Annotated in this window: 15 protein-coding genes; 5 read left to right on the top strand and 10 right to left on the bottom strand. The window is 68.6% G+C overall.

Features of this window, described 5'->3' with window-relative positions:
• Window positions 1-4 precede the first annotated feature (4 nt).
• The 3 genes from E3T25_RS03705 to E3T25_RS03715 all read right to left on the bottom strand — a co-directional run bounded on the left by E3T25_RS03705 (window position 5) and on the right by E3T25_RS03715 (window position 3,054).
• Entirely contained in the window at window positions 5-1,366 is a 1,362-nt protein-coding gene (locus E3T25_RS03705) for an LCP family protein (RefSeq protein ID WP_338145461.1), read from the bottom strand.
• Complete coding sequence (purE, locus tag E3T25_RS03710) at window positions 1,363-1,830, bottom strand: 5-(carboxyamino)imidazole ribonucleotide mutase (RefSeq protein ID WP_134372322.1); 468 nt, start codon at window positions 1,828-1,830, stop codon at window positions 1,363-1,365. Before purE ends, E3T25_RS03705 begins: the two co-directional genes overlap by 4 nt.
• An 87-nt stretch (window positions 1,831-1,917) precedes the next feature.
• Complete coding sequence (locus E3T25_RS03715; RefSeq protein WP_134372271.1) at window positions 1,918-3,054, bottom strand: 5-(carboxyamino)imidazole ribonucleotide synthase; 1,137 nt, start codon at window positions 3,052-3,054, stop codon at window positions 1,918-1,920.
• 120 nt (window positions 3,055-3,174) lie between these two features.
• On the opposite strand from E3T25_RS03715, the gene E3T25_RS03720 reads away from it, so the two are divergent.
• On the top strand, window positions 3,175-3,666 hold the full coding sequence (locus E3T25_RS03720) for a GtrA family protein (RefSeq protein ID WP_134342660.1): 492 nt from the start codon (window positions 3,175-3,177) through the stop codon (window positions 3,664-3,666).
• Here the strand turns inward: E3T25_RS03720 and E3T25_RS03725 are convergent.
• Entirely contained in the window at window positions 3,663-4,220 is a 558-nt protein-coding gene (locus E3T25_RS03725) for a PH domain-containing protein (protein ID WP_241980598.1), read from the bottom strand. The two genes, E3T25_RS03720 and E3T25_RS03725, sit on opposite strands and share 4 nt — an antisense overlap.
• Window positions 4,221-4,226: 6 nt before the next feature.
• Window positions 4,227-5,069 (bottom strand): biotin--[acetyl-CoA-carboxylase] ligase, encoded by an 843-nt coding sequence (locus tag E3T25_RS03730; protein WP_134372273.1) that lies wholly within the window; start codon window positions 5,067-5,069, stop codon window positions 4,227-4,229.
• Window positions 5,070-5,254: 185 nt separating this feature from the next.
• Between E3T25_RS03730 and E3T25_RS03735 the strand changes: the two genes are divergently transcribed.
• Window positions 5,255-6,868: an acyl-CoA carboxylase subunit beta gene (locus E3T25_RS03735; RefSeq protein ID WP_420898221.1), complete on the top strand. Its 1,614-nt coding sequence runs from the start codon at window positions 5,255-5,257 to the stop codon at window positions 6,866-6,868.
• A 9-nt stretch (window positions 6,869-6,877) separates the two neighbouring features.
• Entirely contained in the window at window positions 6,878-7,171 is a 294-nt protein-coding gene (locus E3T25_RS03740; RefSeq protein ID WP_233191318.1) for an acyl-CoA carboxylase epsilon subunit, read from the top strand.
• Between the two features lie 384 nt (window positions 7,172-7,555).
• Here the strand turns inward: E3T25_RS03740 and E3T25_RS03745 are convergent, their stop codons facing one another.
• The 4 genes from E3T25_RS03745 to E3T25_RS03760 form a co-directional block, all read right to left on the bottom strand.
• Window positions 7,556-8,596, bottom strand: coding sequence for a hypothetical protein (locus E3T25_RS03745; protein WP_104100331.1), 1,041 nt, complete (start codon window positions 8,594-8,596; stop codon window positions 7,556-7,558).
• Window positions 8,593-9,891, bottom strand: coding sequence for a sensor histidine kinase (locus E3T25_RS03750; protein ID WP_134342663.1), 1,299 nt, complete (start codon window positions 9,889-9,891; stop codon window positions 8,593-8,595). Before E3T25_RS03750 ends, E3T25_RS03745 begins: the two co-directional genes overlap by 4 nt.
• A complete protein-coding gene (locus E3T25_RS03755; RefSeq protein WP_104100375.1) occupies window positions 9,878-10,564 on the bottom strand; it encodes a response regulator transcription factor in 687 nt (228 codons plus the stop codon). Before E3T25_RS03755 ends, E3T25_RS03750 begins: the two co-directional genes overlap by 14 nt.
• Window positions 10,565-10,643: 79 nt before the next feature.
• On the bottom strand, window positions 10,644-11,957 hold the full coding sequence (locus E3T25_RS03760; protein WP_134372277.1) for a class I SAM-dependent RNA methyltransferase: 1,314 nt from the start codon (window positions 11,955-11,957) through the stop codon (window positions 10,644-10,646).
• Window positions 11,958-12,002: 45 nt separating this feature from the next.
• Here E3T25_RS03760 and E3T25_RS03765 point away from each other — a divergent pair, with 45 nt between their 5' ends.
• Window positions 12,003-12,656: a Maf family protein gene (locus tag E3T25_RS03765; RefSeq protein ID WP_134372279.1), complete on the top strand. Its 654-nt coding sequence runs from the start codon at window positions 12,003-12,005 to the stop codon at window positions 12,654-12,656.
• Window positions 12,657-12,765: 109 nt separating this feature from the next.
• A complete protein-coding gene (locus E3T25_RS03770; protein ID WP_134372281.1) occupies window positions 12,766-14,589 on the top strand; it encodes an acetyl/propionyl/methylcrotonyl-CoA carboxylase subunit alpha in 1,824 nt (607 codons plus the stop codon).
• 87 nt (window positions 14,590-14,676) lie between these two features.
• On the opposite strand, the gene E3T25_RS03775 is transcribed toward E3T25_RS03770, so the two are convergent.
• Window positions 14,677-16,113, bottom strand: a complete 1,437-nt coding sequence (locus E3T25_RS03775; RefSeq protein WP_104100336.1) for an NAD(P)H-quinone dehydrogenase — start codon at window positions 16,111-16,113, stop codon at window positions 14,677-14,679.
• Between the last annotated feature and the right edge of the window lie 60 nt (window positions 16,114-16,173).

A 16,173-nucleotide genomic window follows, 5' to 3' on the forward strand; every position in this document is an offset into this window, starting at 1 on the left:
GACCCTACGGAGCCGGTTCCGCCGTGGGCGGCGGAATCAGGGCGGCTTCGATCAGGCTGCGGATGACGTCGTAATCGGGATCCTCCGGGTCGACGTCGTTTTCCGGCACCAACTCGACGGACTGGATCGGCAGCGCCTTCGTCTTCGACGCCAGGTGCGTGAAATAGCCGAGCATGCCCTGAGGGATGTCGGTCTTCACGACCTGGCTGCCGGCCGATGCAACCGCCTGGAACTTCGTCAGCACGTTGGCGGGGCTCGCCTGCTGCAGGATCGCCTCCTGCACCTGCCGCTGCCGCACCATCCGGTCGTAGTCGCTCGTGTCATGGCGTGAGCGTGCGTACCAGAGGGCGTGGTACCCGTCCATGTGCTGCCTGCCGGGCTCGAACCAGAAGGCAACCTCGGTGAAGGTCTCGTCGGTATGCACGGGGACACGGTGGTCGACGTTGATGTCGACTCCGCCGAGCGCGTCGACGAGGTCGGAGAATCCCTGCATGTCGATCAATGCGTAGTACTGGATCGTCAGCCCGGTCACGCCCTGGGCCGCGTCGCGCATGCCTTCGATGCCCGGTTCGCTGCCGCTGCCGACAGCATCCGGGTACATCTCCGGGCTCTTCACCTCCACCTCGGTGTAGATCGAGTTCAGCATGCACGCGGAGACCTCACAACCGTCGATCGACCCATACCCTTCCGGGTACAGGTCGGCGAGTGGCCCCGCAGAGAACGGCACGTCCTCCAGGTTGCGCGGCAAGCCGATCATGCTGGCCTGGCCGGTCTCCGCATCGATGCTGACCACGGAGATGCTGTCGGGGCGTAGACCCTCACGGTCGGGGCCGGCGTCGCCGCCGAGCAGCAGGATGTTGTAGCGGCCGTCGGAGGGCGGCTCCGTCGGGCCTGCCACGAAGACCGAGGAGAGGAACCCGCTGGCCGTCGTGGCCACGTACGCGCCGTACCCGGCCGTGCCGACCACGCCCACCATCAGCACCGTCGCGAGCCCGGCGATGATCGGGCGGGCCTTGGGGGTGGCGCGCACGAGGCGCACGAGGCGCAGCGTGTCCAGGGACAGGATCAGCCAGACCACACCGGAGAAGGCCAGCAGCAGGGCGGCCGCCCACAGGCCGATCGAGTTGGTGAACACGGTCAGAGCGACGGCAGGCCAGAGAGTGTAGACGACCCCCACGACCACCGCGAGAGCGAGCAGCGTGAGCGTCATGCCGAGGCCGAACCGGCCGAGCCGACGGTTGCCGGCCAGCACCTGCGCGGAGCCGGGCAGCACGAAGTTGAGCACGACGAGCCACCAGGCCCGTTTGGTCATGATCGGGGCGGACCCGAGATCCGGATGCCGGATCGGCGTGCGTGCACTGATCATAGTTTTGCTTGGAGGTCCAGGTTCTTCTGCTCGACTTGTGCGGCGAGCATCTCCCGATAGGCGAGCAGCTTGACCCGCAGGGAGTCGTCGGCGATGGCGAGGACCTTGACGGCGATCAGGCCGGCGTTGCGTGCTCCGCCGATGGAGACGGTGGCCACGGGCACCCCGGCCGGCATCTGCACGATCGACAGGAGCGAGTCCAGGCCGTCGAGCCGACCCAGCGGAACGGGCACGCCCACCACCGGCAGGGTGGTCACGGCCGCGAGCATGCCGGGCAGGTGGGCGGCGCCGCCGGCGCCGGCGATGATCACCCGGATGCCGCGCGCATGGGCGCTCTGGCCGTAGGCGATCATCTTCTCCGGGGTGCGGTGCGCGGAAACGACCTGCACCTCGAAGGGAACGTCGAAGTCGCGCAGGAGTTGCGCCGCGTCGCTCATCACCGGCCAGTCGGAATCGGAGCCCATCACGACGCCGACCAGCGGCACCAGGGCGGTCTCGCGCGGGGCGGTCTCGAGCTCAGGGTTGTCTGTCACGCAGTCGATCCTATTTGGTCAGTCCTGAAAAACTGCCGCTGCGGCCCGCGCCTGGTACGCGACGAGGTCCAAATCGTCCCCACCGACGGTCACGTGGCCGACCTTGCGCCCCGGCCGGGGGTCCTTGCCGTAGGTGTGCACCTTGGCGGCCGGGTAGGCCTCGAACGCGGTCGGGTAGCGCGCGGACAGGGGCTCCGACGCCGGCCCGCCGAGGATGTTGACCATGACCGTCCACGGGTCCCTGACGTCGGTCGCCCCGAGGGGAAGGTCGAGCACGGCGCGCAGGTGCTGCTCGAACTGGCTCGTCGTCGACCCCTCGATCGACCAGTGGCCGCTGTTGTGTGGGCGCATCGCCAACTCGTTGACCAGGATGCGCTCATCCGTCGTCTCGAACAGTTCGACGGCCAGCATGCCGGTGGCGCCGATGCCCTCGGCGATGCGCACGGCGATGTCGGCGGCGGCCCGGGCCAGCCTGCCCTCGGACTGGGGTGCGGGCGCGATGACCTCGGCGCAGACGCCGCCCTGCTGCACGGTCTCCACCACGGGCCAGAGCGCGATCTGGCCGGACGGGCGTCGCGCGACCAACTGGGCGAGCTCGCGACGGAACTCGACCAGCTCCTCCACCAGGAGGGCGCCGTCGTTGCCGTCTTCGGCGAGCGCGGCGAACCAGTCGTCGGCCTCGTGCTCGTGGGTGACCAGCCGAACGCCCTTGCCGTCGTAGCCGCCGCGGGCCGTCTTGACTACCCCGCGACTGTTGTGCGCGGCCAGGAACGCGCCCAACTCGGCGGCGTTCTCGACCCGCACCCAGTCGGGCACGGGCAGACCCAGCTCGCTCAGGCGCTGACGCATCAACAGCTTGTCCTGGGCGAAGAGCAGCGCGTCGGGGCCCGGGTGCACGGCCACGCCCCTGGCCACGAGCTCGCGCAGGATCCCCTGCGGCACGTGCTCGTGGTCGAACGTGACGACGTCGACGGTGTCGGCGAAGGCCAGCACCACGTCTCGGTCGCGGTAGTCGCCCACCTGCACCGCGGCCAGGTCGGCCGACATGCCCTCGTTCTCGGCCAGCACCCGGATCCGGATGCCCAGGTTGACGGCCGCCGGAATCATCATCCTGGCCAACTGGCCGCCGCCGATAACGCCCACAGTCGTGTTCATCGCTCCACCAATTCCTTGGTACCGGTCATTGCCGGTACGGGTTCTCTCAGGCTGCAGGCTGGACCTCGCCGTAGACTCGGGTTCTCGACTTCTATCTTTGCCCATCATTCGGAGGGATGCATGCCGAGTACACAGCGCCGATCAGCACGGCTTCTGGCCTTCGCCCACCAACTCGGCAAGTTCGGGGCTGTCGGCCTCGTCGGTTTCGTTGTGGACTTCACAGTCTTCAACCTGCTGCGCACCACGGTCTTCGACCCCGCCGTGGTGGAGTCCGGACCGATCTATGCCAAGGTCGTGTCGACCACGCTGGCCATCATTGTGAACTGGATCGGCAACCGCTTCTGGACCTTCGGGGCCAACCGCCAGTCGCGCACGCTGCGCGAGGCGGCCGAGTTCTTCGCGGTCAGTCTCGTCGGCATGGCCATCGGCCTCGCCTGCCTCTGGGTCAGCCGCTACGGGCTCGGCTACACCAGCCTGCTCGCCGACAACATCTCGTCGAACGTGATCGGGCTGGGGCTGGGCTCGGCCTTCCGTTTCGTGCTCTACCGGCACTGGGTGTTCTCCCCGCGGCGCGCGGCGACGGCCGACTCGGAGCGGGCGCTGGCTGCCTAGCGGGAGCCCCAGTGCGCGGTCTCGTCGGCGAGTGCTGACTGTTCCAGGCGGCGCAAGCCCATCAAGGTACGCGAGGACTCCATCAGGTCGTGCAACACCTGTTGCACCAGGGTGGCGTTGGGCACGTCTTTCAAGACGAGCGGATGCTCCAGCCCGGCGCTGATCAGAACGTCACCCGAGTGGGCCAGCGACTGCAGCCAGTTCTGGCGCAGGGTCACATCGTAGCCGCGGCTGTGCAGCAATTCCTGGCGGGTGCGCACGAAGAATCCGTGCCGGAAGATGATGCGCCGGGTGGTGATCGTGTAGCGGTTGTTCAGCCACGACATCAGCGGCAGCAGCCAGAGCAGCAGCACGAGGGCGGCTGCGGCAGCCAGCAGCGCGATATTCTGCCACGGCTCCGGCAGGGAACCGTAGAAGTACCCGGTGGCCGCGGAAATGGCCAGCAGCGCCAGGGTGGGCCAGAACAGGATTCGGGCGTGCGGCCGGAGCCCGGCCACGACCGACTCGGCCGGGGGAAGCACCTCGGCCGCCCCGAAGCCCGCTGTCTTTGTCATAATCTATTAATACCGCAGGTGGGTGACATCCCCGGCGGCGACAGCCTGCAATTCGCCGCTCGCCTGGTCTTCGACGATGAGCCGGCCGCTCCGGTCGAGCGCAACAGCGGTGCCGACCAGGTCGGTGCCACCGGGCAGTTCCACCCGCACGACCCCGCCGAGCGTGCCGCACGCTTCGGTCACCGCGCGCAACAGCCCGCTTTGGACCGGGTCGCCCTCCGCGTCGAGGAAGGCCCGGGTGAGCTGCCGCAGTTCGGTGAGGTAGCGGGCGAGCACGGCATCCGGATCGGGGGCCGAACCGGTCACCAGCAGCAGCGACGTCGAGGTGAGCGTGGGCAGGTCGTGCTCGTCGAGGGACACGTTCAGGCCGGCGCCGATAACCAGCCCCTGCGCGCCGGGCAGCAGCTCCGAGAGGATGCCCGACACCTTGTAACCGTCGATCAGCACGTCGTTGGGCCATTTCAGGGTGACCTCGTGCCGGGGCGCCTCCTCGCCGGGTTCGTCCACCCGGGCTGCCAGGCTCGCCTCGACGACCGCGCGCACGGCCCGGGTCATCGCGGCTCCGGCGAGCAGGGGGAACCAGCCGAAGTGGTCGATCGGGAGCGGGGCGGCCGAGGCTCTCGGGCGGAGCAGCACCGAGATGGCGAGCGACTTTCCGGTGGGGGCGAGCCAGGTCCGACCCAGTCGGCCGCGACCGCGGGTCTGGTTGTCGGTGACGACCGTCGACAGGTCGGGCCAGGCTGCGGCATCCTTGCCCGCAGTGTGGGCGACGAGCACGTCGTTCGTCGACCCGGTCTCGGGTAGGTACTCGAAACGCGGCACGACCTCGCGGCTGAGCGGAAACTCCATCTGATTCTCTCTCCCTGTGGCTAACTCCTGTAATTCTGGCGAATACGAGCGCAAATGGCACAATTCCGGCCCGAATCCGCCAATCCTTAGGAGTTGGCCACAGGAAGGCAGACGCACCCGACCAGCAAACCGGCCGGTTTTTGTAGACAATCGTCAACGATCGGGAGCAGGGGCTGGCCGGTAGAGTGAACCGCGTGACTGAGAACTCGCCCCTTGCGGGCCCCGACCTGTACACGACGGCTGGAAAGCTCGCCGACCTCAAGCTGCGCTATCACGAAGCCGTGACCGCCAGCGGCGAGGCCGCGATCGAGAAACAGCACGCCAAAGGCAAGATGACCGCGCGGGAACGCATCAACCTGCTGCTCGACCAGGGCTCCTTCGTCGAGATCGACGAGTTCGTGCGGCACCGCACGCACGCATTCGGCATGGAGAAGAAGCGGCCCTACGGCGACGCGGTCGTCACGGGCACCGGCACCATCCACGGCCGCCAGGTCTGCGTCTACTCGCAGGACTTCACCATCTTCGGCGGCTCGCTCGGCGAGGTTGCCGGCGAGAAGATCATCAAGGTGATGGACCTTGCCCTCAAGACCGGGGTGCCCATCATCGGCATCCTCGACTCCGGCGGAGCGCGCATCCAGGAGGGCGTCGTCGCCCTCGGCAAGTACGGCGAGATCTTCCGCCGGAACACGGCCGCGTCCGGCGTCATCCCGCAGATCTCGATCATCTGCGGCCCCGCCGCCGGCGGCGCCGTCTACTCCCCTGCCCTGACCGACTTCGTGATCATGGTCGACAAGACCAGCCAGATGTTCGTCACCGGCCCCGACGTGATCAAGACCGTCACGGGCGAAGACGTCGGCATGGAAGAGCTCGGCGGCGCGCTCACGCACAACACGATCTCCGGTGTGGCGCACTACCTGGCTAGCGACGAGCCCGACGCCCTCGACTACGCCCGCACCCTGCTCAGCTTCCTGCCGGACAACAACCTGGCCGACCTGCCCGTCTTCGACAGCGACATCGAGCTCGAGACGACGGATGGCGACCGGAACTTGAACACGATCATCCCCGATTCCGCGCACCAGCCCTATGACGTGAAGACCGTGATCGAGCACATCGTCGACCACGGCGACTTCCTCGAGACGCAGCCGTTGTTCGCCCCGAACATCGTCGTCGGCTTCGCCCGCGTCGAGGGACGCTCGATCGGCATCGTCGCCAACCAGCCCAACGCCATGGCCGGCACGCTCAACATTCCGGCCGGCGAGAAGGCCGCCCGGTTTGTGCGTTTCTGCGACGCGTTCTCGATTCCTATCCTCACCCTGGTCGACGTGCCGGGCTTCCTTCCCGGCACCGACCAGGAGTGGACCGGAATCATCCGCCGCGGCGCCAAGCTGCTCTACGCCTACGCGGAGGCGACCGTGCCTCTGGTCACCGTCATCCTGCGCAAGGCCTACGGCGGCGCGTACATCGTGATGGGCTCCAAGCAGCTCGGCGCGGACATCAACCTGGCCTGGCCGACCGCGGAGATCGCCGTGATGGGCGGCCAAGGCGCCGTGAACATCCTGTACCGTGCCGAGATCAAGAAGGCCGAAGCAGCCGAGGAGGATGTTGCCGCCGTGCGCACCCGGCTGGCCAACGAGTATACCTACAACGTGGCGAGTCCGTTCCTGGCGGCCGAGCGCGGCGAACTGGACGGCATCATCGAGCCGGCCACGACCCGCGTCGCGGTGACCAAGGCCCTGCGCGCCCTGCGCACCAAGCGAGCGAGTCTGCCGCCCAAGAAGCACGGGAACATTCCGCTGTAGGCGGGTGCTATGACCGATTCATCGAATGTTACGAGCGCCCCGAGCGCCCCGAGCTCAGCCGAGGAGACCGAGTCTGCGTCGCCCGAGGTTCCCCCGGTGCCCGGGCTGCGTTTCCTGACCCGCGGCGTCTCCCCCACCGAGGCGGCCGCCGTGTCGGCCGTGCTGCACGGCCTGGTGCGCGAGGAGGGCGACAACCTGCGCCAGGCGCCGGTGCGCGGCCAGAGCGCGTGGCAGCGCAGCCAACGCAGTGTCCGGGTGGCTCTGACCCCCGGCGCAGGCCGCTGGCGCGGATTCTCGGCCTGACCCTTCGGTTCCCAACCGTCGGGCGCTCCCGGTCCCCCTAAATGCCGACTTTTTTTACCGAACCGGTTCGACCAGTATTGGCATTGCTCGGTGATGCTCTTAAGAGTTCACGACTAAAGCCCGTCGACTAGGGTAAGCAGTCGGGTTTTGGGGGCGCGTCAGGGTGACATTCGGGTTGTCGCCCTGGCACGAAAGTCGAAAGGGATCAACCACGGTTGGTCCCTTTCGCATTTGCCGGCGTGGCCCGGGTGTAACCCCGTCTCGAACGAATTCGACGGAGATTTTGAGGAAAACGGCCCCAAACACTCCGAAAAAGTGGTTGCAGACGAAAATCTCCGTCGAATTGATGTGCGCTCGGCGCACGGTGCTCCGCGTGCTGACCAGCTAGCCCGGGCCGGAGGACGTCAGGACCGGGTTGCGCGGGATCTCCAGCCACAGGTGCACCTCAGGTTCCGGTGACTCCTGGCCGAGGGCGATCAGCTTCGCGTCTGCGCTGCTGAGACCCACCACGGTGACCGCGGTCGCGGACCCGTCGCCGGCGGTCCGGGCGATGATCGTGTCCGCCAGGGTGGAGTCGATCGCGGTCGCCAGAGTGTTGAGCACCGATTCCAGCTCCGCGCCGCGGATGTCGTCGATACTGCCCTCGTCGAGCAGGGTGACGATGGCGCCGCGGCGACGCGCGGCCATGATCGCGTCACGCACGGCGTCATTGAGCAGCTTCCGTCCGCGGATCTCGTCCCGCACAGCCGCCTCCAGGTAGCGGGACTCCTGACGCTGCTCGTCGTTCAGCACCCCGCCCTGGTCGATGATCCGGCGCAGCATCGGGGCCGCAAGCCGGATGGTCTGGGCGAGCCGAACCTGGCGCTCGTAGAGGTGCGCGTCCTGGGCGGCCTGCCACTCGGTGGCCTCCTGCTCGGCCAGGGCGTACTGCCGGGCGTCGCGGCCTGCCTTGGCCAGCGCCCGCGCCAGGATGACCGCGACCGCGACCCAGACCACACTGCCGATGACGCCCATGGAGCCCAGGGCCGCCGGGCCAGCCCAGAAAATCGTGTGCACGACCAGCGTCGCGGCGCCGACCCAGGCCAGGCCTGGGCGCCGGCGGGTGGCGGTAATAGTCATCAGGGTGCCCACGGCCGCGACATTCCAGGTGGCGTAGCCGTTGTCGACGGAGCCGTCGAGCTGGCTCCCCACGAGCAGCGGCAGCATCGCACAAACAGCGACGTTGAAGAACGCCAGCCACACCGGCATCCGCATCGGGCTCGTCGGCCAGAGGCTGAGCACGGTCGCCACACCGTAGACGAGCAGCGCCAGGATCGCCGGCACCGGGCTGCGCGGTTGGCCCAGCGAGTAGAAGCCGAGCACGATGTGGTAAGCGGAGAACATTGCGGCCAGGGAGAGCACGAGTCCGCGCGGAACGGTGATCACTCGGGACGTCCTTTCTGGGCCGGCGGCCACTCGATGGTGATCGTCGTTCCGCGGCCCACCCCGGCGCGCACGCGCACGGATCCGCCGGCGCTGGCCACCCGGTCCTGGATCGAGATGCGCAGTCCGAGCCGTTCCGCCGGCACAAGCTCTGGGTCGAAGCCCACGCCGGTGTCGGCGATCGTGATGGTGCAGCCCCCCCGGGCGTTCCCGCTCATCGTGAGGGCGCGGTCGGGCTCGAAGCTCGGCGTGCCGGCATGCTGGGCGCTGTTCACCATGGCTTGCACGCTCGCGGCGAGGATCGCCTCGCTCGCGTGGACCGGGAGGCGCAACCCGTCGATCTCGCACTCGTCGACGGTGAACGGCACCGGCAGCCGGTCGGCGGCGGCCCGGATCTGCGCACTGAGCTCGCTGAAGGCAACCGTGCTGTCGTCACCGGCAGGCACGATGGCGGCGTCGTTGAGCCGGGTGAGGGCATCAGAGGCCATGCCGGAGGCCAGCTCGGCCGCCTTCGGGCTGCCGGCCGCGGCCGCGGCGAGGAACGTGGCCAGCACGCTGTCGTGCACGATCGAGTCGACCTGCACGCGCTCGACCTCCGTCGCGTGCTGCCGCACGGCGTTCCCATACTGGTGCAGCGCGTTGGTCTGCGCGTTGTCGACCGCGAGGGCCGTCTGCCGCAGCATGAAGATGATGATCAGGATGACCTGGCCGAGGATTATCGCGTAGACCGTGTCCAGAGACGACAGAAGAACATCGGCGTCGCCGCCGGACGGTGTCGACCGCACCACGCCGTAGACGATCGGCACGACCACCGTGTAGATGACGGCCCAGAACACCGGGAAGGCCAGAGCGGCGCAGGCCGTTGCGATGGTGCACATGTACCAGAGCCACGGTTTGCCGTCGAGCACGGCCGCGGGGTCACGCATCAGCATGGGCCAGGCCAGCAGCGCCGCCAGATAGAGCATCGCCACGGTTCCGGCGGATGCCCGCACCCCGACCTTGGTCACGGCGGCCACCACGACCGCCGCCAGCGACAGACCGAGCAGCAGCGGCGCGAGCAAACCCATCACCGGCACCCGCACCGGGGCCTGCGCGAGCATGATCGGCATCGCCTGGAGGGCGAAGACCACGCCGACGCCGGCGACGGAACGCGAGGCCACGACTTCGATCCGGGTGCGGCTGATCGGGTTGCGCGGCTGTTTGGGCCCCACGATCGGGTCGGAATCGAGCAGCTCGGCGTCCGAGTGCGCCGCGGTGGAGCCCAGAGGGCCGGAGCCCGCGGGCTTACCCGCGGGCATCTCCGCCATCCGGGTCGAGGCCCGGCAGGATTCCGTCTTCGACGGCGCGCCGGAGCAGGTCCACCTTGGTGGGTGCCGGACGGCCGACCTCCACGTATTTCACCCGGATCCGGTCGAGGTACTCACGGGCGGTCGAGTGCGCGATGCCAAGCTGCATCGCCACCATTTTGAGGGGGAGCCCCGACGCGTAGAGGTGCAGCACGTCACGTTCGCGCCGGCCGAGCTGGGCCTTGGCGAAGTCGCGGTCGGCGTCGATGGCCGTGGCCCACTCGAGGTTGTTGAGAACGTCGCCGCGGGCCACGGATGCGACGGCCGCCATGACCGTGGTGGTGGGGGACGATTTGGGGATGACGCCGGCCGCGCCCGCGGCAAGCGCCTCGCGCACCAGGGCGACCCGATCGGCGATGCTGTGCACGAGGACCGACGCGCCCGTGCTCTGGGCACGGTGCACATTGTCGGTGACGCGGGATCCATCGCCCAGCGACAGATCCAACACGATGACGTCTACGGCGCGGCCGTCGATGCCGTTCACGAGCTCCTGCACGGTGGGCGCGGTGAAGACGACCTCGTAGCCGACGTTCTCACAGGCCGCCTTGATGCCCAGGCGCACCGACTCGTGATCGTCGGCGATGCCCACCCGCACGGGATGGCCGAGTTCGAGGGCGCCGGGAATTCCCGGGGCCGAGGGGAGAGGTGTTGCTGGCTGGTTCACGGTTCCTACATCCTCACGTTGTCGTACAGGTCAACGATAGCTACCGGGACAGGAGCGCGACGGCTTCGACATGGTGGGTATTGGGGAACAGGTCGAAGGCACGCAGCCGGCGCAGGATGTACCCGTGACCGGCGAGGAGGGCGATGTCGCGGGCCAGGGCGACGGGGTCACAGGCCACGTAGACGATCTGGGCCGGTTCCACGGCGCCGAGCAGGTCGATGACCTCCTTGCCGGCGCCGGAGCGTGGCGGGTCGAGGATCACCGTGGCGGCCGACTGGCGAGCCTTCTCGGCGGAGCTCGAATCGCGCACGAGCGCGTTCAGGAACCGGTCGACGCGGGAGGTCTGCACGCTGGCCCCCACCCACTCGGCGAGGTTCTCAGCCGCGAAGTCCGTGGCCTGCGGGTCGCTCTCGACGCTGGTCATGCGCACCGTGCTGCCGAACCGGTCGCCCACGGCGGCGGCGAGCAGGCCGACCCCGCCGTAGAGGTCCAGGTTCGCGGCCCGGGGGTCGAAGGCGTCCGCGTCGATGATGTCCTGCACCGCGCGGTAGAGGGTCTCGGCGGCGCTGGTGTGCACCTGCCAGAACCCAGCGGCGTCGAGGCGGAACTCGCGCTCGCCCACAACCTCGCGGATCAGCGTTTTCGGGGTGTGCCGGCGTCGGCCCTTGTCGTCCTGCTCCGCCACCAGGATCTGCACGGTGCCCAGGCTCGGGGCGACGATGTCGACGGATGCGGCGCCGGGAAACATTTTGTCCAGCGGCGCGGCCGCCTCGAGCAGGCGGTCGGCCAGCGGCAGGTCGCCGACCGGGATCACCCGGTGCGAGCGGGCGGCATAAGGGCCGACAGAGCCGTCCTCGTCAACGTGCAGGCGCACGCGCGTGCGCCAGCCGGTGCCGTCGGCGGCGTCGCCGGGCGAGGCGTTGGGGCCGACCGGGACCGGCTCGACCATGACCTCGGACTCGATACCGGCCATCCGTTTCAAGGCGTCAGCCAAAACCTGGCGCTTCAGCTCGCGCTGGAAACCGAGCTCGATGTGGCCGAACTCGGCGCCGCCGGCGCGGTCTACGGGGTCGCGGTCGAGGGCGGCGGCGGCCCAAATGTGCGGCTGACGCTCCGGTGCCGGGGTGAGCACTTCGACGGTCTCCGCCCGCCAGAAGCTTTTGTGGCTGGCCGAGGTCAGCCGGGCGCGCACGCGCTCCCCCGGCAGTGTGTCACTCACGAAGACCACGCGGCCCTCGTGCCGGGCGATGAAGATGCCGCCGTGGGCTACGTTGGTGACGTCAAGTTCGAGTTCCGTGCCCACTTCTGCGGAGTGCCCGTTCGAATCTGCCTGGATGTCATTGCTGGAGCCCATCCTTCGATGATCCCACACCACGTGCACCCCCACCGAAGGAAACCCATGCGCTTGTACCTGGCGTCCACGTCTCCGGCCCGGCTGATGCTGCTGCGCACCGCGGGGATCGAACCTGTCACAGTTGCGCCCGACGTCGACGAGGACGTGGTCGCCGCCGACGCGGCCCGGTCGGGCGGCGGACCGCTGACTCCCCACCGGGTCGTGGAGCTGCTGGCGCGGGCCAAGGCGGAGGCCGTGTCCCGCGTGTTGACCGACAGCGGCGACATCACCGACGGCCTCGTGCTCGGCGGCGACTCGGTCTTCGTGATCGACGACGTCATCTACGGCAAGCCGCACACCGCCGAGAAGGCGCGGGAACGCTGGCACCTGCAGCGCGGCCGAACCGGGCAGCTGTATTCGGGCCATTGGCTGATCGACCACGCGGCCGGCGTGGCCGGGCGCGGTGTCGGCGCCGTCGCCGTCGCGGACGTCACCTTCGCCGACGACATCGAGGATGCGGAGCTGGACGCCTATATCGCCACCGGCGAGCCTCTGCTCGTGGCCGGGGCCTTCACCATCGACAGCCTCGGGGCGCCGTTCATCACCCACATCAGCGGGGATCCGTCCACCGTCGTCGGGCTCTCGCTGCCGACGCTGCGCCGGCTGGTGACCGGTCTCGGGCACGCGTGGCCGAGCCTGTGGAACCGCACCGACAACTGACAGATTGCTGGTTATCGAGGTTGTTTGTAGGCATCCGCACCTTTCTCCGGCCTCTTTTTGTGGGAGAGAACCAAAAACCCGGTCGCTCTGCCCCATAAGCTAGGGCACTGTGCCCCCAATAACGAAGGTCCTCATCGCAAACCGGGGCGAAATCGCCGTCCGGGTGATCCGAGCCGCAAAAGACAGCGGCATTGCCTCGGTTGCCGTCTACGCTGACCAGGATCGCGACTCGATGCATTCGCATCTGGCCGACGAGGCCTACGGTCTCGACGGAACCACGAGCGCCGACACCTACCTCGTCATCGAAAAGCTGCTCTCCGTGGCCCGACGGTCCGGCGCCGATGCCGTGCACCCCGGCTACGGGTTCCTCGCCGAGAACGCCGACTTCGCCCGCGCCGTGATCGGGGCCGGCCTGATTTGGATCGGCCCCTCCCCCGACGCCATCGAGAAGCTCGGCGACAAGGTCTCCGCACGGCACGTCGCCGAGAAGGTGCATGCGCCGATGGCGCCCGGCACCCTCAACCCGGTGGCGGATGCCGCGGAGGTGCTCGATTTCGTCGACCTCCACGGCCTGCCGGTTGCGATCAAGGCGGCCTTCGGCGGCGGCGGTCGCGGCCTCAAGGTCGCCCGCACCCGCGAGGAAGTGCCCGAGCTCTTCGACTCCGCCACCCGCGAGGCTATTGCCGCGTTCGGTCGGGGCGAATGCTTCGTTGAAAAGTACCTGGACAAGCCGCGCCACGTCGAGACCCAGTGCCTCGCCGACGCATCCGGCACGGTCGTCGTCGTCTCCACCCGCGATTGTTCCCTGCAGCGTCGCCACCAGAAGCTGGTCGAGGAGGCCCCCGCGCCGTTCCTGACCGACGCGCAGCGTAACGAGATGTATCGCGCGTCCAAGGCGATCCTCGCCGAGGTCGGCTACGTGGGCGCCGGCACCTGCGAGTTCCTGATCGGCCAGGACGGCACCGTCTCGTTCCTGGAGGTCAACACCCGGCTGCAGGTCGAGCATCCCGTGTCCGAGGAAGTGACCGGAATCGATTTGGTGCGCGAGCAGTTCCGCCTGGCCGAGGGCGGTCGCCTCGACTACCCCGACCCGGAGCCGATCGGACACTCCTTCGAGTTCCGCATCAACGGCGAGGATGCCGGCCGCGGCTTCATGCCGGCCCCCGGCCCCGTGCACGTCTTCAAGCCCTCCGGGGGCCCCGGGGTGCGCGTGGACAGCGGCGTCACCGCCGGCGACGTCATCTCGGGTTCGTTCGACTCCCTTCTCGCAAAGCTCATCGTCACCGGCGCCACCCGCGAGGAAGCGCTCGAGCGTTCCCGCCGGGCCCTGGACGAGTTCGAGGTCGCGGGTCTCCCCACCGTGCTGCCGTTCCACCGCCGGATCGTGCGCGACCCCGCGTTCGCCCCTGCCGACGGTGAGCCGTTTACGATCTTCACCCGGTGGATCGAAACCGAGTTCGTCAACGACATCGAGCCGTGGAACGGCTCGCCGGAAGTGCTGACCGGCCCCGCTAAGCGCCACAACGTCGTCGTCGAGGTGGAGGGGCGACGGATCGAGGTCAGTCTGCCGGTCCGCCTGCTGCCCGGCGCCGCCTCCGAGAACACGGCCGGCCCGGCACCCCGTCGGCGCGGCGGCTCCCCCTCCGTCAGCTCGGCCACCGGCGACGCCGTACACGCCCCGATGCAGGCGACCATCGTGAAGCTGGCCGTGGCCGAGGGCGACCTCGTCGTCAAGGGTGATCTGCTGCTGGTGCTGGAGGCCATGAAGATGGAGCAACCACTGACCGCCCACAAGGACGGCATCGTCGGCAACGTGGGGGCGATCATCGGCGCGACCGTGGCCTCTGGCTTCCTGCTGATGGCCGTCATGGACGCCGTTGAAGCCGTGGACGCCGTTGAAGCCGTGGACGCCGTGGAAGCCGTGGACGCCTGACCCGCGTCACCGGCTGACACGTCAACGCCCTCGTTCCAAGAACGAGGGCGTTGTCTTTTCTTTCGTTTGTGGTGTCTCTCGAAGGCGTCAGAGCACGATGTGCATGGCGCGGGCGGCATCCGTGATCGAATGCGTCAGCGACGGGTAGACCGGGAACGCTCGTGCGACCTCGTCGACGGTGAGCCGGTGCTCCACGGCCAGGGCGAGCGGGAAGATCAGTTCGCTGGCCTTAGGGGCCACGATCACGCCGCCGATGACGGTGCCTGTGGTGGTGGTGGCGAACAGCTTCACGAAGCCGTCCTTGATGCCCATCATCTTGGCCCGAGGGTTCGAAGCGAGCGGGAGCTTGTAGATGCTGCCGCGAGTGAGGCCGTCCTCGATCTGCTTCTGGGTCCAGCCGACCGTGGCGATCTCCGGCTGCGTGAAGATGTTGGCCGCGACGTTGCGAATCTCGATCGGGTTGACCGCGTCGCCCATGGCGTGGAACACGGCCGTGCGGCCCATCATCGAGGCGACGGATGCCAGCGGCAGCTCGGTCGTGCAGTCCCCGGCCGCGTAGATGTTCGGCATCGACGTGCGCGCGACCCGGTTCACCCGGATGTGACCGGAGTCGGTGAGCTGCACGTCGGCTTCCTCGAGGCCGAGGCCCTTCGTGTTCGGCACGGACCCGACCGCGATCAGGCAGTGGCTACCCTCGACGGTTCGGCCGTCGGCCAGCGTGGCCAGCACTCCACCCACCGTGCGCACGACGGACTCGGCGCGGGACTTGCTGAGCACGACCATGCCGTTGCGCTTGAATACGTTCTCGACCACGTTCGCGGCGTCGGCGTCCTCACCGGGCAGCACGCGGTCGCGGCTGGAAATCAGGGTGACCTTGGCACCGAGGGCGCGGTAGGCGGAGGCGAATTCGGCCCCGGTCACCCCGGAGCCCACGACGATAAGGTGATCGGGTACGGCCCGCAGGTTGTAGAGCTGCGTCCAGGTGAGGATGCGCTCGCCGTCGGGGAGCGCGGTGGGCAGGATGCGCGGGGTTGCCCCGACGGAGACGACGATCGTGTCGGCCTCGATCCGGTCGAAGTCCGTGCCGGAGCCGTCTTCGGCCGTGGACACGATCACGCCGCTGGTACCGTCCAGCCGGCCGTGGCCGTGCACCAGGTTGACCCCGGCGCGCATCAGGGTGGACTTCATGTCTTCGGACTGCTGCCGGGCCAGTGCCAGGAGCCGCTTGTTGACCGCGGCGAGGTTGATGGCCACCTCGGGGCGGGCCGGCTTGCCCTTTTCGCCGCGCACGAACAGCTGTACGCCGAGCTCGGTCGCGTCGTGGATCGAGTTGGTGGCCTCGGCCGTCGCGATGAGGGACTTGGACGGGACGACGTCCGTGATCACGGCCGAACCGCCGACGCCGACACGCTCGATCAGGGTGACCTCGGCGCCCTGCTGAGCGCCGGCCAGGGCGGCCTCGTACCCGCCGGGGCCTCCGCCGAGGATAGCGATGCGCTGCTTGCGTTCGAAGTCGTAGGCCATGCTCATATTCTCCTGCCCCGGCGCGCCCGCCGCCAAACCCCGGGGCTCCGCTCCCCCGTC

It is taken from the genome of Cryobacterium sandaracinum, assembly GCF_004403415.1.
Classification (GTDB): Bacteria; Actinomycetota; Actinomycetes; order Actinomycetales; family Microbacteriaceae; genus Cryobacterium; species Cryobacterium sandaracinum.

Bases quoted from the DNA above. Each gene is read 5' to 3' on its own strand.
- E3T25_RS03705 (WP_338145461.1), bottom strand. From the start codon at position 1,366: ATGATCAGTGCACGCACGCCGATCCGGCATCCGGATCTCGGGTCCGCC.
- purE (WP_134372322.1), bottom strand. From the start codon at position 1,830: ATGGGCTCCGATTCCGACTGGCCGGTGATGAGCGACGCGGCGCAACTC.
- E3T25_RS03715 (WP_134372271.1), bottom strand. From the start codon at position 3,054: ATGAACACGACTGTGGGCGTTATCGGCGGCGGCCAGTTGGCCAGGATG.
- E3T25_RS03720 (WP_134342660.1), top strand. From the start codon at position 3,175: ATGCCGAGTACACAGCGCCGATCAGCACGGCTTCTGGCCTTCGCCCAC.
- E3T25_RS03725 (WP_241980598.1), bottom strand. From the start codon at position 4,220: ATGACAAAGACAGCGGGCTTCGGGGCGGCCGAGGTGCTTCCCCCGGCC.
- E3T25_RS03730 (WP_134372273.1), bottom strand. From the start codon at position 5,069: ATGGAGTTTCCGCTCAGCCGCGAGGTCGTGCCGCGTTTCGAGTACCTA.
- E3T25_RS03740 (WP_233191318.1), top strand. From the start codon at position 6,878: ATGACCGATTCATCGAATGTTACGAGCGCCCCGAGCGCCCCGAGCTCA.
- E3T25_RS03750 (WP_134342663.1), bottom strand. From the start codon at position 9,891: ATGCCCGCGGGTAAGCCCGCGGGCTCCGGCCCTCTGGGCTCCACCGCG.
- E3T25_RS03760 (WP_134372277.1), bottom strand. From the start codon at position 11,957: ATGGGCTCCAGCAATGACATCCAGGCAGATTCGAACGGGCACTCCGCA.
- E3T25_RS03765 (WP_134372279.1), top strand. From the start codon at position 12,003: ATGCGCTTGTACCTGGCGTCCACGTCTCCGGCCCGGCTGATGCTGCTG.
- E3T25_RS03775 (WP_104100336.1), bottom strand. From the start codon at position 16,113: ATGGCCTACGACTTCGAACGCAAGCAGCGCATCGCTATCCTCGGCGGA.